Origin of the sequence: Rhodococcus spelaei, assembly GCF_006704125.1 — a bacterium.
Classification (GTDB): Bacteria; Actinomycetota; Actinomycetes; order Mycobacteriales; family Mycobacteriaceae; genus Rhodococcus_G; species Rhodococcus_G spelaei.
The window spans coordinates 176,618-200,775 of the sequence record NZ_VIGH01000002.1; the positions used below are offsets into that span (position 1 = coordinate 176,618).

24 protein-coding genes are annotated in these 24,158 nt (G+C 69.3%); 10 read left to right on the top strand and 14 right to left on the bottom strand.

Annotated elements, in window-relative coordinates; genetic code table 11:
- Positions 1-101: 101 nt before the first annotated feature.
- The 3 genes from FK531_RS22595 to FK531_RS04695 all read right to left on the bottom strand — a co-directional run bounded on the left by FK531_RS22595 (position 102) and on the right by FK531_RS04695 (position 3,246).
- Complete coding sequence (locus FK531_RS22595; RefSeq protein ID WP_246097880.1) at positions 102-2,018, bottom strand: HNH endonuclease signature motif containing protein; 1,917 nt, start codon at positions 2,016-2,018, stop codon at positions 102-104.
- 92 nt (positions 2,019-2,110) lie between these two features.
- Positions 2,111-2,392: a calcium-binding protein gene (locus FK531_RS04690; RefSeq protein WP_246097882.1), complete on the bottom strand. Its 282-nt coding sequence runs from the start codon at positions 2,390-2,392 to the stop codon at positions 2,111-2,113.
- 29 nt (positions 2,393-2,421) lie between these two features.
- The gene (locus tag FK531_RS04695) at positions 2,422-3,246 is read right to left on the bottom strand and encodes a dienelactone hydrolase family protein (RefSeq protein WP_142095646.1); all 825 of its coding nucleotides are present in this window, start codon (positions 3,244-3,246) and stop codon (positions 2,422-2,424) included.
- A 458-nt stretch (positions 3,247-3,704) separates the two neighbouring features.
- Here FK531_RS04695 and FK531_RS22250 point away from each other — a divergent pair, with 458 nt between their 5' ends.
- The gene (locus FK531_RS22250) at positions 3,705-3,845 is read left to right on the top strand and encodes a hypothetical protein (protein WP_181762822.1); all 141 of its coding nucleotides are present in this window, start codon (positions 3,705-3,707) and stop codon (positions 3,843-3,845) included.
- Positions 3,846-4,115: 270 nt separating this feature from the next.
- A complete protein-coding gene (locus FK531_RS22255) occupies positions 4,116-4,256 on the top strand; it encodes a hypothetical protein (RefSeq protein ID WP_181762823.1) in 141 nt (46 codons plus the stop codon).
- Positions 4,257-4,320: 64 nt separating this feature from the next.
- Here FK531_RS22255 and egtD read toward each other — a convergent pair whose 3' ends face one another.
- Genes egtD through egtA form a run of 4 tightly spaced genes read right to left on the bottom strand, consistent with a single transcriptional unit; the run spans position 4,321 to position 8,599 of the window.
- Positions 4,321-5,295 carry an L-histidine N(alpha)-methyltransferase gene (gene egtD / locus FK531_RS04700; protein WP_142095648.1) on the bottom strand — a complete coding sequence of 325 codons (975 nt, stop codon included), beginning with the start codon at positions 5,293-5,295 and terminating at the stop codon, positions 4,321-4,323.
- Complete coding sequence (gene egtC, locus FK531_RS04705; protein WP_142095650.1) at positions 5,292-6,041, bottom strand: ergothioneine biosynthesis protein EgtC; 750 nt, start codon at positions 6,039-6,041, stop codon at positions 5,292-5,294. Before egtC ends, egtD begins: the two co-directional genes overlap by 4 nt.
- Positions 6,042-7,346 (bottom strand): ergothioneine biosynthesis protein EgtB, encoded by a 1,305-nt coding sequence (gene egtB, locus FK531_RS04710; RefSeq protein WP_142095652.1) that lies wholly within the window; start codon positions 7,344-7,346, stop codon positions 6,042-6,044.
- Positions 7,343-8,599, bottom strand: coding sequence for an ergothioneine biosynthesis glutamate--cysteine ligase EgtA (gene egtA / locus FK531_RS04715; protein WP_142095654.1), 1,257 nt, complete (start codon positions 8,597-8,599; stop codon positions 7,343-7,345). The genes egtB and egtA overlap by 4 nt, the downstream gene beginning before the upstream one ends.
- A gap of 149 nt (positions 8,600-8,748) precedes the next feature.
- Here egtA and FK531_RS04720 point away from each other — a divergent pair, with 149 nt between their 5' ends.
- A complete protein-coding gene (locus FK531_RS04720) occupies positions 8,749-9,918 on the top strand; it encodes an aminotransferase class V-fold PLP-dependent enzyme (protein ID WP_142095656.1) in 1,170 nt (389 codons plus the stop codon).
- A gap of 24 nt (positions 9,919-9,942) precedes the next feature.
- Here the strand turns inward: FK531_RS04720 and FK531_RS04725 are convergent, their stop codons facing one another.
- Positions 9,943-11,778, bottom strand: coding sequence for a flavin-containing monooxygenase (locus FK531_RS04725; RefSeq protein WP_142095658.1), 1,836 nt, complete (start codon positions 11,776-11,778; stop codon positions 9,943-9,945).
- A 149-nt stretch (positions 11,779-11,927) separates the two neighbouring features.
- Between FK531_RS04725 and FK531_RS04730 the strand changes: the two genes are divergently transcribed.
- The 4 genes from FK531_RS04730 (at position 11,928) to FK531_RS04745 (ending at position 15,327) form a co-directional block, all read left to right on the top strand.
- Positions 11,928-13,199, top strand: a complete 1,272-nt coding sequence (locus FK531_RS04730) for a helix-turn-helix domain-containing protein (protein WP_142095660.1) — start codon at positions 11,928-11,930, stop codon at positions 13,197-13,199.
- 207 nt (positions 13,200-13,406) lie between these two features.
- The gene (locus tag FK531_RS04735; RefSeq protein WP_142095662.1) at positions 13,407-14,048 is read left to right on the top strand and encodes a 50S ribosomal protein L25/general stress protein Ctc; all 642 of its coding nucleotides are present in this window, start codon (positions 13,407-13,409) and stop codon (positions 14,046-14,048) included.
- Between the two features lie 118 nt (positions 14,049-14,166).
- Positions 14,167-14,748 (top strand): aminoacyl-tRNA hydrolase, encoded by a 582-nt coding sequence (pth, locus tag FK531_RS04740; protein ID WP_142095664.1) that lies wholly within the window; start codon positions 14,167-14,169, stop codon positions 14,746-14,748.
- 144 nt (positions 14,749-14,892) lie between these two features.
- Entirely contained in the window at positions 14,893-15,327 is a 435-nt protein-coding gene (locus tag FK531_RS04745) for a hypothetical protein (protein WP_142095666.1), read from the top strand.
- Between the two features lie 63 nt (positions 15,328-15,390).
- Here the strand turns inward: FK531_RS04745 and FK531_RS04750 are convergent, their stop codons facing one another.
- On the bottom strand, positions 15,391-17,028 hold the full coding sequence (locus FK531_RS04750; RefSeq protein ID WP_142095667.1) for a fatty acyl-AMP ligase: 1,638 nt from the start codon (positions 17,026-17,028) through the stop codon (positions 15,391-15,393).
- 232 nt (positions 17,029-17,260) lie between these two features.
- Between FK531_RS04750 and FK531_RS04755 the strand changes: the two genes are divergently transcribed.
- Positions 17,261-18,952: a peptide chain release factor 3 gene (locus tag FK531_RS04755; protein ID WP_435531014.1), complete on the top strand. Its 1,692-nt coding sequence runs from the start codon at positions 17,261-17,263 to the stop codon at positions 18,950-18,952.
- Between the two features lie 5 nt (positions 18,953-18,957).
- Positions 18,958-19,617, top strand: a complete 660-nt coding sequence (pnuC, locus tag FK531_RS04760; RefSeq protein WP_142095669.1) for a nicotinamide riboside transporter PnuC — start codon at positions 18,958-18,960, stop codon at positions 19,615-19,617.
- A 127-nt stretch (positions 19,618-19,744) separates the two neighbouring features.
- Here the strand turns inward: pnuC and FK531_RS04765 are convergent, their stop codons facing one another.
- On the bottom strand, positions 19,745-20,530 hold the full coding sequence (locus FK531_RS04765; protein ID WP_142095671.1) for a hypothetical protein: 786 nt from the start codon (positions 20,528-20,530) through the stop codon (positions 19,745-19,747).
- An 89-nt stretch (positions 20,531-20,619) separates the two neighbouring features.
- Here FK531_RS04765 and FK531_RS04770 point away from each other — a divergent pair, with 89 nt between their 5' ends.
- Entirely contained in the window at positions 20,620-20,835 is a 216-nt protein-coding gene (locus FK531_RS04770; RefSeq protein ID WP_142095673.1) for a hypothetical protein, read from the top strand.
- Between the two features lie 170 nt (positions 20,836-21,005).
- On the opposite strand, the gene FK531_RS04775 is transcribed toward FK531_RS04770, so the two are convergent.
- From FK531_RS04775 to FK531_RS04790, 4 genes are all read right to left on the bottom strand, one after another.
- Positions 21,006-21,860, bottom strand: a complete 855-nt coding sequence (locus FK531_RS04775; RefSeq protein ID WP_142095675.1) for an SDR family oxidoreductase — start codon at positions 21,858-21,860, stop codon at positions 21,006-21,008.
- 66 nt (positions 21,861-21,926) lie between these two features.
- Complete coding sequence (locus FK531_RS04780; RefSeq protein ID WP_142095678.1) at positions 21,927-22,925, bottom strand: enoyl-CoA hydratase/isomerase family protein; 999 nt, start codon at positions 22,923-22,925, stop codon at positions 21,927-21,929.
- A gap of 22 nt (positions 22,926-22,947) precedes the next feature.
- A complete protein-coding gene (locus tag FK531_RS04785; RefSeq protein ID WP_142095680.1) occupies positions 22,948-23,628 on the bottom strand; it encodes a pyridoxal 5'-phosphate synthase in 681 nt (226 codons plus the stop codon).
- 36 nt (positions 23,629-23,664) lie between these two features.
- Positions 23,665-24,144 carry a nuclear transport factor 2 family protein gene (locus tag FK531_RS04790; RefSeq protein WP_142095682.1) on the bottom strand — a complete coding sequence of 160 codons (480 nt, stop codon included), beginning with the start codon at positions 24,142-24,144 and terminating at the stop codon, positions 23,665-23,667.
- Positions 24,145-24,158: the final 14 nt, after the last annotated feature.

Below are 24,158 nucleotides of genomic sequence, written 5' to 3' on the forward strand. Positions count from 1 at the left end.
GCATCGCTTCCGAGGGGTCAGGATCGCCGTCGGTGTGACCACGCAACCGAGGTTGGCTGACCGATGGCCCGGAGGAATAAGAGCCTCGTTCGGCTAGCCGGTCAGAAGGGCGCAGGTTCGCTGAGGTCGACGACGAGGACCGGCTTCGGCGATGGGTCGACATCACGGTCGCGGTTGCGCCAGTCCGGCGCGAGCGCGTCGAGGATGTAGACGAGATCGTCTTCGACGCCGCGGCCGCGGTGTGGGCCGAAGAGTCGTTCCATGGTTGCGTCGTCGGTGAGTGGCCCGAATGGGAGACCCACGTCGGGGTCGGCGAAGGCGCCGGCCGGTTCGGTGACGGTGACGATCCCGTTCGGATCGGTCCACTCGAGACGCCCGCCCCCGACTTGCCTGACCTTCCATCGGCCGCTCGTCTTGAGGCGGTGGTGCCGACGGCACAGGCAGGCCAGGTTCTGTTCGACCGTCCACCCGCCCGCTGCCGGATCGGCATGATCGAAGTGCACGGTGTGGTCGATGTCGCAGGTGGAGGCCCGCGCAGTGCATCCCGGAAACCTGCACGTCCCATCCCTGGTGCGGACTATCTCGACCAATCTTGCGGAGGGCCGATATGTCAGTGCTTCGCGGCGGCGCCGGGTACGTTCGCGGACCGCGGCGGGAGTGATGCCGGCCGCGGACAGACTGCGGCCGATGCCGAGGATCGGGCCGTGTGCCGCGGTGTCGACTCGTCGACCGGTGAGCCACACGGTGTCCGGGTCGGGATCGGGCACGCCGGAATCTCCCGAACCTGCGCGACCACTCCCCTCCGTTCCGCACAGTGCGTCGAGAATCGCTTCGCGGTCAGATTCGCTGAGCGTCAACACCTTCCGCCATGTCCCGTCCTCGGCAAGTTCCCGTGCCAAGTCCGCATCGATCGGCCCGTATCCGGCGAGGTAGCCGGGCAGGTCATCCAGGCCGAGGAGGGTGGTCGCGTTGACCCCGACCATGATCGTCGCCTTCGGCAGCGGCGGCAGGGCAGGCGGAGTTGACGTCGTCGCAGAGGGCACGCCCAGTGCCACGGCCGTTGCGGCTGATGCGACACCGTGGCTTGCAGTGTCACTGCTGCCATTAGCAGAATCCTGGCCGCCGGGTTCCGCGGCAACTGTGGCGGAGGAGTTCAGGTCACCGTCGCTCACGGCGAGCTCGACGGCATTCCCGGAATCCTGGCCGCCGGGTTCCGCGGCGTTGGGAGTGATGGGCGGGACACTCACGCCCGACGACTTCGGAACGTCGTTCGCGGTGCACTCCCGGCGTCCGCACAGGCATTCCAGTCGGCCGTGGCCTTCGGCGAGGGCTTGCAGCGCATCGGCGCGCCGCTGCGCGAAGGTCCGCGGATCGTGGGCGCAGACGTCGAATGCCATGGACCGCAGACGCATCGCGACCACTTGGCCCGCGGCGGCCGGCATCAGCCCCTCGAGCGTGCACATTCCGTCGTCGGCGGCCCGCACCCGGACGTCACGGTCCTCGACCGCGCGCTCCCGCCGACTCCGCGCACCCTCCGGATCGTGACGAGCGATCAACCGCTTTGCCCGACGCCGCAACGCCGTCGACGTGCACCGCGCCGCACCCTCGACCATCCGCCGTTCGAGTTCGTCGAGCGCATCCTCGGAGACGTTCGCCAGTGCATCCGAAATCACGGTCGCCTGAACCAGATCGAGCTTCCCGGCGGCGAACAGCGCCGACACTCGGTGCAGCCTCCACCGCAGATCGCAGCCGAGCCCGATGAGATTCTGCGCCGCCGCCTCGGTGATGTGCAGGATCCCCGCGACCTCCACGTGCGCGAACTCGCCCTGGAACGCCTCGTTCCGGCCGCGCCGCGCGTCCTGCGCGCACCGCGCGATGTACACGGTGGCTGCCGCGTCCACTTCACGGAACTGCGCCCGCGCGATCGCCGCGTGCTGGTCCACCAACGCCGACGGCCACTCGCAATCAGGGATGCCGTCGAGCACCCCTGCCTGCGAAGATCCATCGGATTCGAACACAGTTTCGAGTATATGCCGAATAGCCTTTCAGCGCGCCGTTTTCGCGATTCGATACTTCCCTAATCGCGGAAGTGAGCGCACCGTCGCCGCAGTCAGGAGCAGTAGTCGGGTTCGCCCTGCTTGACCACGGAGAGCACCGCGTCGCCCTCGCCGAAGGTCGATCCGGCGGGCGGGGTCTGTCCGACAACCACCCAATTGCGGTCAAGCACGGGGGCGCGACTCTTCCCGGTGGCGTCCTTGCTGCGGGAGGAGAAGACACCGGCCGCCTGGATGGTGTCCTGGGCGTCCTGCAGATTCACTACGAGCAGAACACCATGGTCCTCGGCGACCCAGGCCGGCGGCAGCACCACCGTGCCCAAGCTGAAGGTGAACATGATCGAGGTGACCGGCTAGCGGTGCGCAATCACGTCGGCGACGACAGCAACCGCGTGCGCATGAGGTCGAGCACCCGCTCGACGGCGGCGAGCGTCGGCTGGCCGGGCTCGTCGACGAGATGCTCGGTGAGCACCGAGTGCGGTGGCAACGCCCCCTGCGGATTGGCGCTTGCGCCATCGAGTTCGACGGCGACGAACGCTTCACCGAGCTGTTCGCGCAGGAACTCGAACCGCTCGGCGGGCACGAACCGGTCCCCTACGAACCGCAGCCCGAGCACGGTCAATCCGCCCGCGCATCGCTCCTTGACACGTGCGAGGTCCTCGGGCGAGATGTCGATCGTGGCCCGCCGCCCCGCAGTGACGGCGAGCGGCAACGACGGCTGCGAGAGCACCGGTGCGAGCAGGACGTCGTCTGCGGCCATCGCGAGGGCGAAACCGCCGGTGAAGCACATTCCCACCGCGCCGACCCCGGGGCCGCCGCAGCGCGCGTGTTCGTGCCGGGCCAGTGCCCGCAACCAGCCGATCACCGGCGAGGTGCGCCCGGTCGCGAGCACGGTGAACTCGCGATTGATGCAGATCGGGATAATCGTGGACGCCGCATTGACGGCCGCGGCCGCGATCCCGTGCGCGTCCGGGTGCGGGTCGCGGCCCGGGCGCCCGAACAGGTGCGGGAGCACCGCAGTGCAGCCGATATCGGAGATGCGTCGGGCAAAGTCGAGGACCTTCGGCGTGATGCCCGGGACCTCGGCCATCACGATCACGGCTGGCCCCGTGCCGCGACGGAAGACGGTCCGGGTCGCGCCGTCGTGGGTGAACTGATCGCGGTCGAAGTCGCTCAGCTCGTCGTCGGACATCGCACGCCCCTCTCGTCAACGACCATCTTGCCGTAGCCCTCCCCTGATGAGCGGCCAACGCCACGGTACTGCGCCCACCAAGACGGCCCTTGCTGGTGAGCTGCTCGCAATCAAGCACGCGCTCAAGCGATTTCCGCGCCGAGGCCTCCACAACCTCACTGACGGCCTGGGCGCACGCCTGCCTCGCCCGGCACTGCTCGATCGACACACCGGCGACGTGGCACGGCGGTCACCCGCAACCGGGATATCGGCCCGGTGTCACGCCAGTGCGCGCGAGCACTGCAGCCTGACCTGGGCACATGTCCACCATGCAGCCTGTCCGCTTTGCGCGTTTTGTGACTGGGCGCACATCGTTCCCGTTCAGTGAGACTCGCCACTTCGCCTCGGCGGCGCTCCCGTATCAATGTCTCCAGCACTGAGATGTGCGTCACAACACCACCTCACAAGGAGCACACACCATGGGTTCTACCGAAGTTCTCGGCGGCCTCAAGACCATCCAGCCGTACCTCGGCATCGCCACCGGGCTCATGAGTGGCGCCGGCGCGCTGGTCGGCCTGACCCTCCTCGCCGCACCGATGCTCGCGTCGGCCTCCGCCTGATTCAGGTTGCACGTGGCCGGTCCCGCTCGTTCGACAACGGGACCGGCCACACCTGGTCATCTGACCAAACCGCTGGTCACAGACATCTACTTCCGACATTTCTTGCAATTCGGACGGTGTCCGTAACTCAATGTTGATATTCCTTATCAGCGATTTCTCATATATTGATACGCAGGATTACCGGATCCTTTCGCTTGTGATACGAATTACTCGGCGCAGGCACTGAGACCTGCGTCACTCCCCCACCCTCAAGCAATTAGGAGTCACCCCATGGGTTCTTCCGACGTCCTCGGCGGCCTCAAGACCATCCAGCCGTACCTCGGCATCGCCACCGGCCTCATGAGCGGCGCCGGCGCACTGGTCGGCCTGACCCTCCTCGCCGCACCGATGCTCGCGTCGGCCTCCGCCTGACTCCACCGGCCGGCCCCGCTCGATCGAGTGGGGCCGGCTGCCGGATCCGGCCGCTGCCCGACCGTCAGCCCGCCCGGTCCGCGAGGATCAGCGCGAACCGGTCCAGCGGATCCGTCCACACCCGATCACTGCCGAAGCCGGCCGCGGCGAGCTCCTTGCAGATGCCCTCGACGCGGAACTTCGCCGAGATCTCTGTTCGCATCTGCTCACCCGCCGCGAACTCCACCTCCAGGCCCAACGCGGGAACCTGCACGGTCATCGGTTCGACCGCCTCCACACGCATTTCGATCCACTCACTGACCTCGTCCCACAGCGCCACGTGCCGGAACCGGTCGAGGTCGAAGTTCGCCCCCAACTGGTCATTGAGCACCGACAACACGTTCAGGTTGAACCGCGCGGTGACGCCGGCGGCGTCGTCGTAGGCAGGCACCACTACCGCGGGATCCGTGACCAGCCCGACCCCCAGCAGCAACTGCTCACCCTCCTCGAGCACCTCGGCGACCGAGGCGAGGAACTCGGCCCGCTCCTCCTGCACCAGGTTGCCGAGCGTGCCGCCGAGGAACGCGATCATCCGCCGGCCACCACGCGGGAGGTTGTGCAGCGTGTCGGTGAAGTCGCTGACGATCCCGTGCACCGTCAACGCTGGGAACTCCGCCGCCACCTGGCGCACTGCCGACGCGAGCGCCGCCTCCGACACGTCCTGCGGCACATACCGCTCCAGCGTGCCGTGCTCGGTGAGGGCGCCGAGCAGCACTCGCGTCTTCTCCGACGACCCCGACCCGAGCTCGACGAGGATCTGCGCTGACGTTGCCTCCGCGATGTGCGAGGCACTGGCCCGCAACAACTCCCGCTCGGTACGGGTCGGGTAGTACTCCGGCAGCCGGGTGATCTCCTCGAAGAGTTCACTGCCCTTGGCGTCGTAGAACCACTTGGGCGGCAGCCACTTCGGAGTCGCAGTCAGGCCGAGACGCGCATCGGCCCGCAGATTCTCGTGCAGTTGCCGCGGCGCCAGGTGAACCTCGACGGTCGGTTCGTTCATGCACTTGCCTCCAGTTCGGTGATCTCCAGATGCCCGGGCCGTGCCTCGAGAAGGTGTCGGTCGGGCACCACCAGCCACCCCTCCTCCTCGTCCACCGGTTCCGAGGCCACCACTGCGACCGACTCGTCGACACGGACCGACAGCGAGTGGTACACCGCCGACGCCCACAGCCCCGTCCCGTCACTCAGCAGCAGGTTCAGCCGCGACAGCGGCGCCGCCTCCAGCACGTCGATGAGCACACTGCGCAACGCCTGACCCGGTTCCTCGGTGTCGAGCCGTCGCCGCACCATCGTCCACAGCAGAGCCGAATCGGTGAGCGCGGGCATTCGCAGCAACTCCACCGCCGGCAACCACTCCGCGAGCGCCGCAATCGAATCCGGCCACCCGTCGATACTGCCGTTGTGGCTGAACGCCCACTTGCCATCAGTGAACGGGGCGCAGGCCTCGCGGGTCAGCGGCATTCCGACGGTGGCCGAGCGCACCGCGGCCACCACCGCAGGCGCCGCCACCTCGCCGAGCGCCCCCTCGACCGCCGGATCGGACCAGACCGGCGCGGGGTTCCGGTAGGCGACCGGGTCGCGACCCGGCGGCCACCACGCGGCGCCGAAGCCGTCGGCATTGATCACGCCACCGCCACGCATCTCCCGCGGCGCCCACGACTGGGTCAGCAGGCTGCGCTCCCCACCCGCCGTCAGCACATCCGCGACCGTCCGCGACGGGCCGAGATACCCGAGATGCCTACACATCTATTCGGATACGTCTCGTGCGCAACGGAACCCGGCGAAGATCTGGCGGCGCACCGGATGGTCCCAGTTCCGGAACGTCCCGCGGCACGCCACCGGATCGGTGCCGAACGAGCCACCGCGCAACACCTTGTAGTCGCCGCCGAGGAACACCTCCGAGTACTCCCGGTACGGGAACGCCGAGAAGCCCGGGTACGGCAGGAAATCCGACGACGTCCACTCCCACACGTCGCCGATCAGCTGGTGCACACCGAGCGGGGACCGGCCGGCCGGATAGGCGCCGACCGGTGCCGGCTCGAGGTGCCGCTGGCCGAGGTTCGCGTGCTCGTCGGTGGGTTCCTCGTCGCCCCACGGGAATCGGTGCGAGGTCCCGGTCCGCGGATCCCACCGGGCCGCCTTCTCCCACTCCGCCTCGGTGGGCAGCCGTTTGCCCGCCCACCGGGCGTAGGCATCGGCCTCGAAATAGCTGACGTGCACGACCGGGCGATCCGGCGCCACCGGCGCTCGCACACCGAATGCGCGCCGCCACCAGTCGCCCGAGGTGTCCCGCTCCCAGAACTGCGGGGCCACCAACGCGGCCGACTGCCGGTGCCGCCAACCTCGCTCGCTCCACAGTTCCGGTCGCCGGTATCCGCCGTCGCCGATGAACTGGAGGTACTGCCCGTTCGTCACCGGCGCGGCATCGAGCGCGAACGTCGGTACCTCGACGCGATGCGCAGGCCGCTCGTTGTCCAGCGCCCACGGGTCCGTGGAGGTCCCCATCGTGAACGCGCCGGCCGGCACCACCACCTCGTCCGGGACGGCCGTGTCGATCGCGGGCGGCACCGGTTCGGCCGCGAGCACCGGTGCACCGCTGCGCAATTGGTGGGTGGCGAGCATCGTCTCGTCGTGCTGCTGTTCGTGTTGGGCGATCATCGCGAACGCGAACCCGTCGTGTTCGAGCGGCCTGCCGCGCAACGGTGAACGGTCCAGCACGTCCCAGGCCTTCTCACGGACCTGCGCCACGTAGCCGCGGGCCTGCGCAGGGTCGAGCAACGGCAGGGCCGGCCGGTCGGCGCGGGCGTGCTTGAACGCGTCGTACAGCTCGTCGATGTCGCGGCGCACCGGCTCACGGCCACCGACGTCCCGGACCAGCCACAACTCCTCCTGGTTGCCGATGTGCGCGAGGTCCCAGACCAGCGGGCTCATCAACGGCGAGTGCTGGGCGATCAACTCCCCCTCGTCGACGCATTCGGTGAGTGCGAGGCTGCGCTCGCGGGCCCGGGCCAGCACGGTCGCGAGATCGTCGCGCAACGCGTCGGTACTCATGCGTCGGCCTCCTGGACGGGGGTGCGGCCGCGACGACATCGCTGCGCCGCGGCGGACAGTTCCACCGAGAAGGACCGTGACTTCGATGCCGCCAACGACAGCAGACCGACTGCGGCACAGCGTAATTCGGTGTCGACCAGGCCGAACTCGGCAGCGTCGCGCCAGCGACCAGCCGTGCCCGCGGACAACGCGGCTGCCTCGGCGACAGTCTCACGGTCGCAGAGCAGCGCATCCAACGCGGCGATCGGCACCCGCCACAACTCCCCCGGCTGCGCGTCGAGGTAGCGCACCTCCAGATGGCCCGCGGCGCGGACCGGCGGGAACAGCGTGCTCAGGTGGTAGTCGAGGTCGCGGTGGTCCGGACGACGGCCGATCACCTCGTCGAGCTCGCCCGCCATCCAGTCGGCGAAGGTGGCATCGCCGGCCAGGGACCAGTCGTCGGGACAGTCGCCGCAGCCACCGATGACGCACAGCATCGGCGCGTCCAGGGCCCACCGCCCGTAACTGCTGATCGGGTCGGCCAGCGGTGGCGGGTCGGTGCGCCCGGGGTCCAGTTCGAACCAGGCCCGCATCCGCTGCGACGCCCAGGCGCCGTCCGGAATGCCCCACAGCCGGGGCGAGCAGGCGAACGCCGCGAGCAGCGCGGGCCCCACCGCGTGCAGGACCGTCCAGCGCTCCGACACCTCGACGGCATCCGCACCGGCGTCCACGCTGACCTGCGTGGCCGCGGTGTTGCACATCATCAGTCGGCCGTAGGGGCCGATCCGGTCGAATCGCTCTTCCATCGCCCGGTAGCGAGGCAGCTGCAGGATTCGATCGGCCGGACGGGCGGGGTCCGCGGCGGCGTCGACCATGGCGATGTCCGCGCGGGCGAGCCTGCTGCGGAGCTGCTCGGAGTCGGCCGTGAGTGCGGCGCACAACTCCTCCACCGACGGGAGTGGAGTGCTGGAGAGTTCGATCTGGCCGCCGGGCTCGAGCGTCACGGCGCTTCCGGCCGGGAGCGGGCGGGCGGGCGAATCGGGGGCGATGCTGGTCGGGGCGTGCGGCGCGAGGACCGACGCGAGGTCGTGCAGGTCGGGGCGGTGCGGATGGGACGGATCGTCGGCGCGACAGTGCAGGGTCAGCCACTCCAACTCGGCACCGATCAGCCGCGGCGGCCCGAGTTTGAAGCAGACGCCGCCGATGTAGGCCTCCGCCGCGGCCCTGGTGGTGAGCCGCGCGGACCTCACTTCTCTTGCCAAAGTCACTGCCATCACGCGCTCCGATCATCGGGCGGGCACCGCTACAGGACGTACGGGTGATGAGGGTAGATGCCGTCACCGACACTAAACCGAGATCGCTGATCGTGTCACCCGCCAGATGTAGCGTCGAGGGTCAATGCCGACCACCACCGGGAGGTTCGATGCTCGACCAGCAACGAGTCCGGGAGGACACCCCCGGTTGCCTCGACAAGGTGTTCCTCGACAGCGCCGGGTCGTCGCTACCGCCGCGCCCGGTGGTCGACGCCGTGGTGTCCCACCTGCGACGGGAGGCCGAGGTCGGCGGTTACCGCGCCGCCGCGGAGCGCGCCGACGACCTGGCGGAGGTGAAGGCCTCGATCGCCGAACTGCTCGGTGCCCGACCCGAGGACATCGCGCTCGTCGAGAGCGCGACACGCGCCTGGGCGGATTTCTTCTACGCGGTACCGCTGTCGCCGGGTGACCGCATCCTGATCACCGAGGTCGAATATGCGAGCAACGCGATCGCCGCGCTCCAACGCGCCCGCACTGCGGGCGCACACGTCGAGGTGGTGCCGTCCACCCCGACCGGCGAACTCGACCTCGAGGCGTTGCACAAGATGCTCGACGAACGGGTCCGGGTGGTCTCGCTGGTGCACGCGCCGACCAACGGCGGACTGCTCAACCCGGTCCGCGAGGTGGTCGACCTCGCCCACGGCGTCGGCGCACTTGTTCTGCTCGATGCATGCCAGTCGCTCGGGCAGGTCCCCCTCGACGTCGTCGAACTCGGAGTGGACGCCCTGTCCGCGACCGGCCGCAAGTGGCTGCGGGGCCCGCGCGGCACCGGACTGCTGTACCTGCGCCCGGAACTGGCACGGACCATGGAACCGGCGGCACTGGACCTGCACGGCGCCCAGTGGGCCGAGGAGTCCGGCTACCGGCTCGCGCCGGACGCGTCGAGGTTCGAGTTCTGGGAGTGCAGCGTCGCGAGTCGGCTCGGGCTCGGCGTCGCTGTCCGCTACCTGCTCGACCTCGGCATCGACGAGATCGAGCAGGCGGTCTCGGCCCGCGCCGAGTACGCGCGCACCGAACTCTCGACCCTTTCCGGCGTCACCGTGCGCGACCTCGGCGGCCAGCGCAGCGGCATCGTCTCGTTCACCGTGGACGGCGTGGACCCGAACGTCGTCCGGAAGTCCTTGGCGGACAAGGACGTCACCGTCACCGTCAGTGGCCGTGGTTCGACCTTCGTCGACATGAGCAAACGGAACCTGGACGGTGTGGTCCGCGCTTCCCCGCACTACTTCAACACGTTCGAGGACATCGACAGGCTGGTCGCGGCGGTGGCAGAACGGTAGGCCTGCCACCGCCGCGTCCCGGCTTCAGCTCAGGTGGTGCACTTCCTGCAGCCCGTACACCGGGGTTGCGATCCCCTCGTAGCGGGCCTTGAGCTGCAGCGCCAGGTACAGCGAATAGTGCCGGGACTGGTGCAGATTCCCGCCGTGGAACCACAGCGACTCCTGCTGGGTGGGCTTCCACATGTTGCGCTGTTCGCCCTCCCACGGTCCCGGGTCCTTCGTGGTGTCCGAGCCCAGACCCCACACCTTGCCCACCTTGTCCGCAACGTCCTGTCCGATCAGGTCCGCGACCCAGCCGTTCATCGAGCCGTAGCCGGTGGCGTAGACGACCACGTCGGCGTCGAGTTCGGTGCCGTCCTCGAGGATCACGCTGCGTTCGGTCAGTTCGCGGACGTCGCCGTGGGCGAGCTTGATGTCGCCGTTGGCGACGAGTTCCGCTGCACCGACGTCGATGTAGTAGCCCGATCCGCGGCGCAGGTACTTCATGAACAGCCCGGAGCCGTCGTCGCCCCAGTCGTGCTCGAAACCGGCCTGCTCGAGCCGCTCGTAGAAGTCCTTGTCCCGCTCGCGAATTGCGTCGTACACCGGGATCTGGAACTCGTGCATGATCCGGTACGGCAGCGACCCGAACGTCAGATCCGCCTTGTGCGTGGTCACGCCGGCCGCCAACGCCCGCTCCGAGTAGAGGTCGCCCAACCCCAGGTCCATCAACGAATCGGACTTGACGATGTGCGTGGAGCTGCGCTGCACCATCGTCACGTCGATGCCGTGCTCCCACAAGGCACCGCAGATGTCGTGCGCGGAGTTGTTGGCGCCGATCACCACGACCTTCTTGCCGACGTACTGGTCGGGACCGGGATGCTTGCTGGAGTGGTGCTGATCGCCGAGGAAGATCTCCTGCCCCGGGAAGGTCGGCACGTTCGCCTTGCCGGACATGCCGGTGGCCATCACCAGGTGCTTGGGCCGCAGGGTCAGCTCCTCGCCGTCCCGGTCGACCTCGACCGTCCACTCGCCGCGGACCTCGTCGTAGGCGGCGGAGGTACAGGTGGTCGAACTCCAGTACGGGACCTCCATGACCTTGGTGTACATCTCGAGCCAGTCGCCGATCTTGTCCTTCGGCGCGAACACCGGCCAGTTCGACGGGAACGGCAGGTAGGGCAGGTGGTCGTACCAGACCGGGTCGTGCAGGCACAGCGACTTGTAGCGGCCGCGCCACTGATCGCCGGGCCGCGCGTGGCTGTCGATCACGACAGCGGGGACCCCGAGCTGACGCATCCGGGCACCGAGGGCGATGCCGCCCTGCCCGCCGCCGACGATGACGACGTACGGCTGAACGGTGCGACCGAGTTCGCGGTCCTCGATCTCGCGTTCCTCCGCCCAGGTCACCCGGTTCTTGTCCGCGCCGTGCTTGGCGCCGCGCGGCCGACGCGTGCCGGTTCCTTCCTCGAAACCCTTGAGTTCCTGCAGCGTGGTCAGCAGGGTCCAGGCCCGGTCGCCCTCGCCGTCGTCCTTCAGCCGCAGGTGGCCCTCCCCGCGGCCGGTCGCCGTCTCGAACACGATCCACGCACTGACGACGCCGTCGGCGTCCTCCGGGGTCTCGGTGGTCCGGAATCCGGACGGGTCCGCGTCGTCGAGCCGCTCGGTCAGCATGTCGGCGACTCCGGCGCGGCCCTCGACGGTCTTGATGTTCCAGGTGAACGAAACGAGGTCGCGCCAGAAGCTGTCCGCGGCGAACATGCCCGCCGCGGCCGCGACGTCACGCGCGGCGAGGGCTGCCTCGAAGGCCGCCAGCCAGGCGTCGACGCGCTGCTGTGGTGCCGCGGTGTCCGGCCGGAGAACCGGATCGAGTGTCTGTGTCATCGCTGAGCCTTTCCGTGGATGCTGTGACTCAGAGCACACTCCCCCGCCTCGGCCGCGACAAGCGTTGCGTCACGTTGCACCGATTGTGGCGCGCGACACACTCCCGACATATGCTCGCCGGACCAGTGCGACGAGGAGAAGTGGGGATCGTGGGCACCTTCAGCGCGGTCACTCCGGGAACCGACCTGCCCCGCTACGCCCGCGAACTGTCCCGGATGCACGACGCGCTGATCGGCGGCGGCCGGTCGGCACTGCGCCCCCGCGCGGTGGTGCAGCGGTCGTGGGCCCGCGTGCTGGGCACCGGCCTCGCGCCGGACGGCACCAACACACGTGCGCTGCTGCCGTTCGACGAGGTCGAGCGCCGCCGCTCCCGCTCGCCGCTGTCGGGAGTGATCGACGATCTCGCACAGGTCATCGCGGGCGTCGCCGAGGCTTCGCAGCTGCTGATGGTGGTCACCGACGCCGACGGAGTCATTCTCTGGCGCGCCGGCTCGGCCAAGGTGCGCGACCGCGCGAACACCCTCGGATTCCGGGAGGGTGCCGAGTGGACGGAGACCACGGTCGGGACCAACGCGATCGGCACGGCGATCGCGGAAGCCGCTCCGGTGCAACTGTTCTCGGCCGAGCACTTCGAGCAGGCCCAGCACCCCTGGTACTGCACCGCCGCGCCGATCCACGATCCGCGCACAGGCGAACTCCTCGGTGTCCTCGACGTCAGCGGACCCGCCCTGACGTTGCACCCCACGATCAGCGCGCTCGTCGAGACCGCCGTCCGCATGGCCGAAGCACAGATGTGGCGTCACCACGAGCACCGACTCGAGCGCCTGCGCACCACCGCCGCGCCGCTACTCGCGTCCGTGACCGGGCCGCTGCTGCTCGTCGACGAGCACGGCTGGGTGGCCCACACCTCCGGCGTCGCCGCCACCAAACGAATCGCCGCGCCGCGCAACGAGCGGGCCCTGACCGTGCCCGGCCTCGGCCTGTGCCTGCCCGAACCGATCGCCGACGGGTGGCTGATCCGGCCCGCGGGCGCGGCCGTGCGAATCCTGATGGAACTGGACCTGTCCGGGCCGCCCGTCGTCGTAGTCACCGGGGCCGACTCGACGTGGCGGTCTCCCGTCACCGCCCGGCACGCCGAAATCCTGGTCCTGCTGCACCATCGCGGACGCCGCGGTATGTCGGTCGCGGAACTGAGTTCGGGGATCTACGGGGACCCGGACCATGCGGTCGCGGTCCGCGCGGAGATCTCGCGCCTTCGGCGCGCGCTCGGCTCGGTGATCGAGGGCCGCCCCTACCACCTCGCGGACTCGATCGAGCTGTCACTGACGTTCGGTAACGAGGAACGTCTCGCCGACTGCGCGTTCGTCCGGCGCTCCGCCAGCCCGGCGGTCCGCGCACTCGCCCGGCCGCACGACGATTAGCCGCGTCGCGCCCGTTCGGGTAGGCTGTCCAAGTTGTCTCGGCGAGGGTGAGCCGCTTCCACGTTTGCGAAGCAGGGCTCACCGTGATCGACGCGGCCACGGTTTCCATTCGAGCAGTTGCTCCGGGCCGTAGCGCGTTGTCCGCCCCCGTCGAGCACAGCATCCAAGCGAAGTAAATCTGATGTGAGCCGTAGGAGCTGTATTCCCATGTCGACCGACGTCAACAACCTCGTCGCCGCCGTCCGCACCGAGTTCGGCAAGGGTGCCGCCCGCCGCGCCCGCCGCGACGGCCAGGTTCCCGCCGTGCTCTACGGCCACGGCACCGACCCGCAGCACCTCAACGTGCCTGCCCGTGAGTTCGCCGCGATCCTGCGTGCCCACGGCACCAACGCCGTGCTGACCCTGGACATCGCCGGCACCGAGCAGCTCGCGCTGACCAAGTCGGTCGTCGTCCACCCGATCCGCAACTACATCGAGCACGCCGACCTGCTCGTCATCAAGAAGGGCGAGAAGGTCACCGTCGAGGTGCCCGTCGTCGTCACCGGTGAGGCCGCCTCCGGCACCATGGTCGCCCAGGACGCCACCGTCGTCGCCCTCGAGGCCGACGCCCTCAACATCCCCGAGCAGATCGAGGTCTCCGTCGAGGGCCTCGAGGTCGGCAGCCAGATCCACGCCAGCGCCCTGACCCTGCCCGCCGGCTCCACCCTGCAGGGTGACCCGGAGGTCCTGATCATCAACATCGTCGCCGCCCCGTCCGCCGAGGCCATGGAGTCCGAGGGTGCCGGCGCCGAGAGTGCCGAGGCTCCCGCGGAAGAGGCCACCGAGGCCGCCGCGGAGTCCGAGGCCTAGGCTTCGCCACCGCACACATCAGTGCAGCGCTAACGTCAGCGGCGCGCCGTCCCACACGGGGCGGCGCGCCGCTGCCGTCTGCGCGGCACGTCACCTACCACCGAGAGAGCCGATCGCGTTGAGCGAGCCAACCGAAGCACCCGCCCTCGTCGTCGGGCTGGGCAACCCAGGACCGCAGTACGAGCGCACCCGGCACAACGTCGGCTTCATGGTCGTCGAGACGCTGGCCGAGCGCGAACGAGCCCGCTTCAGCGCGCACAAGAAGAGCGGCGCGGACGCGGTGACCGTGCGCATCGCGGGCCGCCAGGTGATCCTCGCGAAGCCGCGCTCCTACATGAACCTGTCGGGCAAGCCGGTCGCGGCGCTGGCCCGGTTCTTCTCCGTCGACCCAGCGAATCTGGTTGTCGTGCACGACGAACTGGACCTCGACTACGGGACGCTGCGGCTCAAGCTGGGCGGCGGCGAGGGCGGCCACAACGGCCTCCGGTCCATCTCGCAGGCCCTCGGCACGAAGGACTACCTCCGCACCCGGGTCGGGATCGGTCGTCCACCCGGGCGGATGGACCCCGCCGACTACGTGCTCAAGCCGTTCTCGTCGGTCGAGCGCAAGGAACTCGACCTCGTGCGCGAGGAGGCCGCCGACGCCGTCGAACTGCTGCTGCGAGTGGGGCTCGAGGCCGCACAGAACCAGCTGCACTGACTCGACGCGAGCCGCGCTCCACGGGCTCTGATCGCGTAGTCGACTACGCGTGTGCCGCCACTCGGCGGGCCCGACGATGAAGTTCCCTCGCCCCACCCCCGGACACCCGAGGCTGGGACACCACCCACGAGGAACGGACACGTCATGAAACTCTGCGCTCCCCTGATGATCGGGGTGGTCCTCGCGCTGCCCCAGATTGCGGCCGCGCCCGCCGCGACGGCCGCCGACCCCATCGGCGACCCCGCACTCTGGCTGACCACCTACCGACACTCGATCGTCTGCGACGGCGGCGTATGCGCCCCGGTGGGCGACGGCGTCGCAAGGGTCAGGATCAACGGCGACCACTTCACTCTCAACAGCCCCGTCGACCTCGTCGTTCGGCGTCCGGACGGTGAAACCACTTCCTTCACCACCACGGCACGGCCGCTTCCGGGCTTCGTCGCCGGCGCGTTCAGCTACGAGTCTCCCGTGCTCGACGACTGCGACGGGACCACGACCTCCCACATCCAGGCCCTCGACGGCTCGTCCAACCGGTGGTCCGCCGAGGTTCCTGTCGTCGATGCCTGCGGCACCGCATGACGAGCGCGACGGACCTCAGTTGTCTCCGACAGACACAATTCAGTTGTCTCCGACAGACACAATTCAGTTGTCTCCGACAAGGGTCGCCGAGTGCCCGCGCCGCAGCTTGCCCGAGGAGGTCTTCGGGATACTGCCCGGCCCGAGCACCGCGACCGTCCGCGGCCGCACCCCGACCTCAGAGAACACCGCGTGCACGATTTCGTGCTCGATCCGCTTGACCTCGTCGGGGTCGTCGATCGCGTTGGTCTCCACCGCGACCGCGAACGACTCCCGCTTCTGTCCGGCATCCAGACGCACCGCGACCGCATTGCCCGGGCGGACCCCCGGAACCGAGCTCGCGGCGCGCTCGATGTCGGTCGGGTAGATGTTACGACCGCCCATGATGATGACGTCCTTGACGCGGCCGCACACGACCACCAGCCCGTCCTCGGTGAAGTACCCGACGTCGCCGGTGCCGAGCCAACCCTCCTCGTCCTGCGCGGTGCGCGGCCCGTCGACAGTCAGGTAGCCGGGGGTGACGGCCTTGCCCCGGACCTCGATGACCCCGACGTTCCGCGCGCTGAGGACCCGCCCCTCCTCGTCGACCACTCGCCCCTCGAGGTCGGGCACCATCTTGCCGAGCGTGACCATCCTGCGTGCGTTGTGCTTGGTGGACGGCACCGCGTGCTGCATCGCCTCGAGCAGGTCCGGGTCCACCAGGTCCAGCACCATCCCCAGACCCGTTTCCGGTAGCGAGACCGCCAGGGTCACCTCCGCCATCCCGTAGACCGGCGCGAGCGCCATCGGGTCGAGGCCGAACCGAGCTCCGGCCTCCGCCACCGCGGTCAGCGTGTCGGGGTCGACCGGCTCGGCGCCGTTGATCATGCAACGCATCGTCGACAGGTCGACGGCCCCGTCCTCGGCCTGCGCCAACCGTCGCGCGAGCACCGAGTAGGCGAAATTCGGTGCGGCAGTGACGGTTCCGCGATACTTCCCGATCAGCTCCGCCCACAGTAGCGGCGCACGCAGGAAGTCGAGCGGTGTGGTGCTCACGATGTCGGCGCCGAACAGCATCGGGAGGGTGAGGAAACCGATCATGCCCATGTCGTGGAAGAGCGGCAGCCAGCTGATCATCACGTCCTGCTCGGGATCGATCTTGAGCCGCTCGATCATCGCGCAGGCGTTCGCGTGCAGGTTCGCGTGCGTGAGCCGCACCGCCTTGGGCGACCCGGTCGATCCGGACGTCAGCTGCTGCACCACGATGTCGGACTCCCCGGTCTCGACCGGGTCGAGGTCGCGTCCCGCGTGCAGCTCGTCGACTGTGACCACCCGGATGCCGCGCTCGGCGAGCAGCGGCGCCGCGGCCTCGAACGGCGCACCGAGGACCACCGCGTGAGCCTCGATCATCGCCACGACCACCTCGGTGTCCCGGGCCCACACTCCGAGGTCGGTGCGCGGGGTCGGCTGGTGCAGCATGGTCACCGACGCGCCGCGCATCCAGATCGCCTGACAGGACGGCGCGATGTCCACTGGCATCCCGGCCAGCACCCCTACCGCGTCGCCGGGGCCGATGCCGGAGGCCTCCAGGCCACCGGCCATCCGCCGGGCGATCAGGTGGATATCGCCCCAGGACTGCCGCAGCGGGGTGCCGGGCTCACCCGTCACCAGCCCGCGGCCACTGCTCTCGGCCGTCGCGTACATCTCTTCGGTGAACCTGCTCACGATGGTCTCCTCACCAGTGCGGGTCACGCTAGAAGGCGGAGTCAAGGACAACTGTGCGCCGGATCCCCGTCCCCACATTTGTTTCAGCGCGAACCGGCGCTCGGTTGTTACACGAAAACCACGGCGCCGCGGTTCGGGGAGCGCCTCACCGCGGTCACCGGGGCACGGGTAACCTGGACTACCGGCCTATCGCCTCTGCTCCCCCGCCTTGTCTTTCAGTTAGGAATCCCCGGTGACCACCGAGCCCGCGTCCGCGCCAGCCGCACCGTCCACCGGCACCGCCGCCGAGCCCGCGGTGGTGGACAAGTCCGCCAAGGCGCTGACCGCGGAGGCGACGCGGCGACGGACCTTCGCCGTCATCTCGCACCCCGACGCCGGTAAGTCGACGCTCACCGAGGCGTTGGCGCTGCACGCGAAGATGATCGCCGAGGCGGGCGCCGTGCACGGCAAGGCGGGCCGGCGCTCCACCGTCTCGGACTGGATGGAAATGGAGAAGGCCCGCGGCATCTCCGTCAGTTCCACCGCTCTGCAGTTCAGCTACCACTCCTCCGAGACGCCCGACGACCAGGTCAACGTCATCAACCTGGTCGACACGCCCGGCCACTCCGACTTCTCCGAGGACACCTACCGGGTACTCACCGCCGTCGACGCCGCGGTCATGCTCATCGACGCCGCCAAGGGCCTCGAACCGCAGACACTCAAGCTGTTCCAGGTGTGTCGCCACCGCGGCATCCCGGTCATCACGGTGATCAACAAGTGGGACCGGCCCGGCCAGACGCCGCTCGAACTGCTCGACGAGATCCACGAGCGGATCGGACTGACCCCGACGCCGCTGTACTGGCCGGTCGGCATCGCCGGCGACTTCCGCGGCCTGCTGCGCCGCGGCGAGGACGGCGCCGCGACCGAGTACATCCGGTTCACCCGCACCGCGGGTGGCGCCAAGATCGCCCCCGAGGAGATCCTGGACGCCGAGGCCGCCGCCGCTCGCGAGGGCGGCGAGTGGGAGACGGCGGCCGAGGAGAGCGAACTGCTCTCGGCGAGCGGCCAGGACCACGATCAGGAGATGTTCCTGGCCGGGCAGACCTCGCCGGTCATCTTTGCCTCCGCGATGCTGAACTTCGGCGTCCGGCAGATCCTCGACACCCTGGTCGCGCTCGCCCCCGCCCCCGGACCGCGCGACGACGTCAAGGGCACCCCGCGCACGGTGACCGACCCGTTCAGCGCGGTGGTGTTCAAGGTGCAGGCGGGCATGGACACCGCGCACCGCGACCGGCTCGCGTTCATGCGAATCGTCTCCGGGGTCTTCGAGCGCGGGATGGTCGTCACCCACGCGCAGACCGGTAAGCCGTTCACCACCAAGTACGCGCAGACCGTCTTCGGCCGCGAGCGCTCCACCGTCGAGTCGGCCTACCCGGGCGACGTGGTCGGTCTGGTCAACGCGACCGCCCTGGCACCCGGGCACACCCTGTTCACCGACAAGAAGGTCGAGTTCCCGCCGATCCCGTCGTTCGCCCCGGAGCACTTCTCGGTGCTGCGCGCCGAGAGCGCCAGCAAGTACAAGCAGTTCCGTCGCGCGGTCGAGCAGCTCGACTCCGAGGGCGTCGTGCAGATCCTTCGCAACGACATCCGCGGCGACGCGGCACCGGTGATGGCCGCGGTCGGGCCGATGCAGTTCGAGGTGGTGGCCGCCCGGATGAAGGCGGAGTTCTCCGTCGAGGCCCGGATGGAGGGCCTGCCGTACCAGCTCGCGCGCCGCACCGACGCCGAGTCCGCGACCGAACTCGGTCGCCAGCGCGGGGTCGAGGTGTTCACCCGGTCCGACGGGGTCATGCTCGCCCTCGTCAGCGACAAGTGGCGCCTGCAGTACATCCAGAAGGAGCATCCGGAACTCACTCTCGAGCCGCTGGTCGCGACTGCGGACTGACCGTCGTGAGCCCCCTGCTCGCCCTGTTCGACGCGCAGATCCACATCGGCAGTGCCTCGATCCTGTGGCGTGAGGTGATCGGCAACGGGTTCGGCATCGCCTCCGCGATCGGCGGGATGAAGCGCGTGGTGTGGGCCTGGCCGGTCGGCATCGCGGGAAATGCGTTGCTGTTCACCGTGTTCATGGGCGCGCTGTTCCACACCCCGCAGGACCTGAACCTGTACGGGCAGGCGGGCAGGCAGGTGATGTTCATTTCGGTGAGCGTCTACGGCTGGACGCAGTGGCTTCGCTCGCGGCACGCCTCCGGCGAGGCGGTCCTGCCGCGCTGGGCGTCCCGCCGGGACCGCCTGCTACTGGTCGCCGGAATGGTCGTCGGGAGGGTGGTTTTCGCGCAGATCTTCGAACGGATCGGGTCGTACGGCCCGTGGCCGGAAGCCTGGATCTTCACCGGTTCGATACTCGCGACCTACGGCATGGCGCGCGGATGGACCGAGTTCTGGCTGATCTGGATCGGCGTGGACATCGTCGGCGTCCCGCAGTTGCTGCACGCGGGGTACTACCCGTCGGCGGTGCTGTACGTGGTGTACGGGGCCTTCGTGATCTGGGGTTTCGCGGTGTGGCTACGGATCACGCGGCGCGGGAATCTGCAGCCTGTGAGCCCCTAACCGTTTCCTGGTGTTTCACCGACGGTACCGCCGACCTGTCCGCGAGTCCGCGCGGTGGCACCCGGCTGCGCCTGCCCCGCCGCAGACAGGCGACGAGGCAGGCGAGCACGCACCCCGCCGGACGGGGTCAGCTACCTGAACTGCCTGCGCTTCCCGAACTTCCCGCACTGCCCGAGCTCAGCGACGGCAACGTCTCGAAATCCCAGGTGTTGCAGCCAAATTTCACGTTGTCCGCGAAGCTGGTGCTCGCACTCGCGCCGGTGCCGACCCGGATCCCGTAGGCACGGATCTCGGCCTTCGGGTTGGCCGCCTTGATGTCGGCCAACGACACCGCCTGGCGCCCGGTGGCGCCCGCAATGTCCCTCGAACTCCACCACTTCCCGTTCTCCAGCGCGTCGTAGCTGTGCCACTGCCCCGCCGCAGGGATGCCGCCGTTGCGAGACGCCTCCCAGGTCAACGCGGTGAATCCGTCGGCCGCGCCGTCGGTGCGATTGGCGCCCCACACCCGCAGCTGGTACGCGGGGGCGACGGTGCTGTCGAGGAACACGTTGTACCCGAGCCCTGCGGCATCGGCGAGCGGAGTGCGGGTCGGCTGGTAGTAGGTCACCGCCTCCGAGGTGGAGTTCACCCCGAAGTTCAGCGCACCGTTGCCGGTGCCGCCCGCAACGCCCTCGGGGTTGTCGACGAACCGCGGACCGTTGCTCTCGATCGGCAGCCATCCCCACGTGAAGAACGGAAACACCTGGGTGGTGCCGCAGGTCAGGCTCCCCGTGGAGGATCCGTCGTTGCTGCCAGCGCTACCGCTACTGCCGAAATCCGGCAGCTGCGCGGAGGCCGGTGCCGCCATCCCGACCAGTGTTGCCGCCGCCGCTGCCGCGGCCAACCCTCCGAGCCGAAACTTCCGAGACGTCATACGCAAATCCCTCTCGTCCGAACGCATCCAGACGAGGGCTGCACGCAACCCCCGACGGTGCGCTTCCCGGTTGTGGGTTCCGTCACAGCATGAAACCCGACGTGAACTTAACACGACAAAAGACCCACCGCTCTGCGGCGGAAAAGCCAGGTGGTGGCCAACTCTCACGCACACATGCGGTCGAGGCCCGGATCGGCGAATTGAAAACCCTGGACTACGAGGACTTTTCGAACAAACACCGACCCGAGACCGCCACACCGCCCGCGCAGTTCGAATCGGTTCCCGCCGCACTCACCGAGCCCTGATGATTCACTAACGGCCGCCGAGATTTTCGTCCATACCTTGGGTCCGGTCGAAGCCACCGGAGCTCGACCCGACCCAAGGAGTCACCATGTCCGATTCCCTCACCCCCAGCTCCGTGCGTCGCCGCATCGGCCTGGCGGTCGGCGCCCGGTAGGTGCAACACACTCGATCGCTAGATTCCGGCCCGTCGGACCAGGGCGTCCACCAGCCCGGGCGAGAGTGAGTCGACGAACCGCAGCAGCTCGGCATAGCTGGGCATCAGCTCCACCGGCCGTGTCCGCACGGCCCGCACCAGCCAGTCGGCCGCCTGCTGCGGGGTGAGCGCGGCCATCGAGTCGTAGTCCTTCGTCGGCGCGATCATCGGCGTGCGGATCAGCGGGAAGTGCACGGTCGTCACGGCCACCCCTCGACCCGACACCTCCGCGCCCAGGTCCCGACCGAACGCGGTGATCGCGGACTTCGACGCGTGATAGGCCGCGAACTTCGGCATCACCCGGCCGGGGACGCCCCACGTCGCGACGTTCACCACGTGCCCCTGCCCGCGCTCGAGCATCTCGGGCAGCATCGCCAGAGTCAGTCGAACCGGGCCGAAGTAGTTGAGCGCCATGGTCCGTTCGTAGTCGTGGAAACGGTCGAGCGATTCCTCGACGGTGCGGCGGATCGACCGGCCTGCATTGTTGACCAGCACGTCCACCGGCCCGTGCTCGGCCAGCACCACCTCGGTGAGCTGCTCGACCGATGCCGCGTCCGTCAGGTCGCAGGGGATCGCGTGCGCCACCCCGCCCGCGCCGCGGATCTCGTCGCGCACCGCCTCGAGTGCCTCGACCCCGCGGGCCACCAGCACGACCTCCGCGCCGAGTTCGGCGAACCGGTGCGCGGCCGCCTCCCCGACGCCGGACGACGCCCCGGTCAGCAGGATCGCCTTCCCGTCGAGCCCTCCGTCACCTGACCCGGTCAGGCGGCCGGCGAGCGAGCGGATCGAGGGCACCGGGTTGAGCGCGGCCCTGGCGAGCATCTCGGAAATCATCCGTCGAGTGTGCACCTACCGCCGGATCGCCCGAGAACGAACGTCCGTAGGTGCACACTCGACGGGCTAACCGAACAGGGCGGCGATCGCGTCGGGGTCGACCGCGTCCAGCGTCGCGGGCGACCAGGACGGATTGCGGTCCTTGTCGACCAGCACTGCCCGCACCCCCTCGGCGAAGTCCGGAGCCCGGGTGACCGGACCGGTGAGGGCCAGCTCGCGCTCCAGACAGCCCGACAGCGAATCGGTCGCGCCGCGGGTGATCAACTCCGCGGTGACGAACTGGCTGGTCGGCGAGTGCGCGAGCATCGCCGCACGGGTCTGCTCGGTCCACGCGTCAGCGCCGGTGAGCCGGCCCAGCATCTGTGCGGGCGTCCCGGAGCCGAAGACCTCGTCGATCTGCGCCTGGCGGTCCGCGAGCGGCGCCTCGGCGGCCGCTTCGGCGAACTTGTCCAGCCCCTCGGTCAGCGAGCCGGCGCGGATCGCGTCCGCCAGCTCGGGCAGTCGCTCGCTCGGAACGAAGTGCGTCGCCAGGCCGAACGCGAGCGCATCGCCCGCCCCCGCCCGGGCTCCGGTGAGCCCCAAGTACATTCCGGCCGCGCCGCGCAGTCGGGGCAGGAAGTGCCCGGCCCCGACGTCCGGGAAGAAGCCGATGGCCGTCTCGGGCATGGCGAGCACAGCCCGCTCGGTGACCACCCGCACCGACCCGTGCACGGAGATCCCGAGCCCGCCGCCCATTGCCGCGCCGTCGATCAGCGCGACGTACGGCTTCGGGTACTCCCCGATCAATTCGTTGAGGCGGTACTCGGAGGCGAAGAACTCGTGAACGAATTGAGGGTCGCGCCGCAGCACCGCAGCCCGGACCGCCTTGATGTCGCCACCCGCGCAGAAGGCCCGCTCGGAGGCGCTGGTCACCAGCACCGTCTCGACGGCCGGGTCCTCGCGCCAGGCGAGGAGCGGTTCGTGGAGGTCGCGGATCATGCTCGGGTCCAGCGCGTTGAGTGCATTCGGGCGGTCGAGGACGATCTCGCCCACACCCCCGCTCACGCTGGTCCTGATGAACGTCATACCCGCTCCCGTCGCACGCCGTTCACGGCCACAGGGTCTCGGTGGACCATCCCGTCGGGGCGGCCCGCCGATACCGCCACCGCTGGTGTCTGCGGCCCGGATCGGCGAGCCAGAACTCGACGCTGTCCGGGACCAGGCACCAAGCCTGCCAGCCCCGAGCGACGAAGTCGGGATCGGCCTCGATTCGCGCACCCGCCGCGGCGACAGCACGGTCGTACTCGGCCTCGTCGGTGAGCGGCTCGCTCTGCCTGCTCGCCGCGGCCACCGCCCGCGCCGTCGCCGACCGTTCCAAGTAGTCACGCGCACTGATCTCGGCCGATCCTGCCTCGACGCGGCCGCGCACCCGGACCTGACGGCCTCGCCCCGGCCAGTGGAACGTCAGCGCCGCGGCGGGGTTCTCGGCGAGCTGGCGGCCCTTCGGTGAGTCGGTGGCACCCGAGAACCACCAGCCGTGTTCGTCGACGTCCTTGAGTGTCAGCACCCTGGCGTCGACGTCTCCCGTCGAGGTCGCCGTCGACAGCACCGTCGTCTGCGGATTCGGTTCGCCGGCCGCGACCGCCTCCTCGAGCCACCGCAGGAACAGGACGGAGGGCTGCGTCGGGATCTGGCCGGGGTCCACTGCGGGGTCGCCCGGCAGCGAGGGCAGGGCGCGCAGCCAGGCCCTGGTGTCGGGAAACGCGGACCGGGGTGGGAGGTCGGGCATGCTCGACACCCTATGCCCGGCCGTGACCCGGCACTGTCAGGCGGACTCGGGCGTGATCTCCATCGCGGCCCAGCGATTCGATGTCAGCTGGAAGCTCGGCACGTCGGCGAGCGCGATCACCATCTCGTAGGTCCGCTCGTACCCTGTGTGCGAGATCCGCCACTCGCCGTTCTCGTTGCGCGCGTAGCGGTCGTGGTAGAAAGCCGAGCCGCGCAACAACATTCCGTCCTCGGGAATGATCACCGTGTCGGCGAGTACCCACACACCGGTGGCGGTGTCCCCGTGGACGTCGATTTCCGGCTGCCCGCAGAGGTGCTCGGTGAGAACGTGCGGCCCGAGGGTGATCTCCATGAACGAGCACAACGCGTCCCGGTCCTCGAAACCGAGGTGCTCGCCGTAGGTCGCGGTCGCCTCCGGCAGCAACGTCTCCCGGAACACCGACCAGTCCTTGGTGTCCAAGGCCCGCGTGTAGCGGTGCTTGAGCTTGCTGATCTCGGCGAAGGCCTCCAGATCCATGACGCACGCCCTCC